This window comes from Faecalibacillus sp. MSK20_93, from assembly GCF_020589945.1.
In the GTDB taxonomy this organism is placed as follows: domain Bacteria; phylum Bacillota_I; class Bacilli_A; order Erysipelotrichales; family Coprobacillaceae; genus Faecalibacillus; species Faecalibacillus intestinalis.
Window position 1 is genome coordinate 1 of sequence record NZ_JAJDKA010000118.1, and the last position, 2090, is coordinate 2090.

Consider the following 2090-nt stretch of genomic DNA (forward strand, 5'->3'; position numbering starts at 1 on the left):
AAAGGGACTGCTTCATATCCGCTGTGAAATTACGCTGGGGAAATATCAAGACCAGCTTTTACGGTTAGAGGATAAATTGGAAAGTGGCTTGTATTGTGAGCTGACCGACAAGACCCTGCATGACGGCTATATCGAATATACCCTGCTTTATGATATGATAGCGAACCGCATTACCATTGATGAAGTACGGGCAGAAAACGGCTGTCTTAGACTGATGAAAAATCTTGTATGGGAATATGACGCACTTCCTCACGCTCTGATTGCTGGTGGGACTGGTGGCGGTAAAACTTATTTTTTGCTGACGCTCATTGAAGCCTTACTGCATACCGACGCTATCCTTTACATCTTAGACCCGAAAAACGCTGACCTTGCAGACTTAGGAACAGTTATGGGAAATGTGTATCATACCAAAGAAGAAATGATAGATTGCGTCAATGCCTTTTATGAGGGAATGGTACAACGAAGTGAGGAAATGAAACGACACCCGAACTATAAGACGGGCGAAAACTACGCCTATCTGGGACTACCACCCTGCTTTCTTATCTTTGATGAATATGTGGCGTTTTTTGAAATGCTGGGGACGAAAGAAAGCGTGAGTTTACTTAGCCAGTTAAAGAAAATCGTTATGTTAGGGCGACAAGCAGGTTATTTCCTTATTGTCGCCTGCCAACGTCCAGACGCAAAGTATTTCTCGGACGGTATCAGAGATAACTTCAATTTCCGTGTGGGACTTGGGCGTATCAGCGAATTAGGATATGGTATGCTGTTCGGTTCAGATGTTAAAAAGCAGTTTTTTCAGAAGCGTATCAAGGGGCGTGGCTATTGTGATGTGGGAACAAGCGTGATAAGCGAATTTTACACGCCTTTAGTCCCGAAAGGACATGATTTTTTGCAGATTATTGGTTCTCTTGCACAAGCAAGGCAGGACGGGACGGCGACGTGCGAAGCGAAAGGCGACGGCACGGACTAGCCGTTGCTGGTGTGGCGTAAGCCACGCCAGCAGGTAAAACCCCTCGGTATCTAACAGAGGGGTACGTTTGCAAATAGACAATAGACAAAAAACATAGGAAACATAAGGCTTCTGGCATGGTTTCCTAGCAAAAATCGGCTGTGAAGTCGCCTAAAAAAACTTCACACTTTACAGATTGGGGGTATGGTTCTGAATGAAGAACAATGGATAAAAGAATTAAGGGAGAAACGGATTGCTTACGGTATCTCACAAGGCAGGCTGGCGGTGGCTTCTGGTATCACAAGAGAATATCTCAATAAGATAGAAAGCGGAAAAATGAAGCCGTCAAAGGAGCTTCTGGAAACTCTGCATAAGGAACTGGCAAGGTTCAATCCAGAAGTACCGCTTACCATGCTGTTTGATTATGTAAAAATTCGTTTTCCCACGCTGGATATACAGCACATCATCAAAGACATATTAAAACTGAATATCAATTATATGCTCCATGAAGATTACGGACATTACAGTTATACGGAGCATTATTCTTTAGGGGACATCTTTATCTATACGTCGGCTGACGAAGAAAAAGGTGTCCTTTTAGAGTTAAAGGGGCGTGGTTGCAGGCAGTTTGAAAGTTACCTGCTGGCACAGCAACGAAGCTGGTATGACTTTCTCATGGACGCATTAGTAGACGGTGGCGTGATGAAGCGTATTGACCTTGCTATCAACGACCATACGGGCATTTTGGATATTCCAGAGCTTGCGGAAAAATGCAGGAAACGGGAATATATCGGAAAGTCCAGAAGTTATAAGTTTTACCAGTCGGGCGAGCTTATCAAGCACAGAGAGGACGACAGAGAATATATGGGACGTACCCTTTATCTTGGTTCGCTGAAATCAGACGTGTATTTCTGTATCTATGAAAAGGACTATGAGCAGTACGTCAAGTTGGGGACACCTTTGGAAGAAGCCGACATTATCAACCGTTTTGAGATACGGCTTCGCAATGAACGTGCCTATTATGCAGTACGAGATTTGCTGACCTATTATGACGCAGAGCAGACCGCTTTTTCTATCATCAATCAATATGTGCGGTTTGTTGATGAAGAACCCGACAAGCGAAAAAATGACTGGAAACTCA

General features: G+C 43.9%; 2 protein-coding genes. Both read left to right on the forward strand.

What is annotated here, in order from left to right; genetic code table 11:
• Positions 1 to 970: FtsK/SpoIIIE domain-containing protein (locus LJD34_RS15800; protein ID WP_227360346.1), on the forward strand; the 970-nt coding region annotated here is incomplete at its 5' end.
• A 183-nt stretch (positions 971 to 1153) separates the two neighbouring features.
• A partial coding sequence (locus LJD34_RS15805; RefSeq protein WP_227360347.1) for a replication initiation factor domain-containing protein occupies positions 1154 to 2090 on the forward strand: 937 nt, incomplete at its 3' end.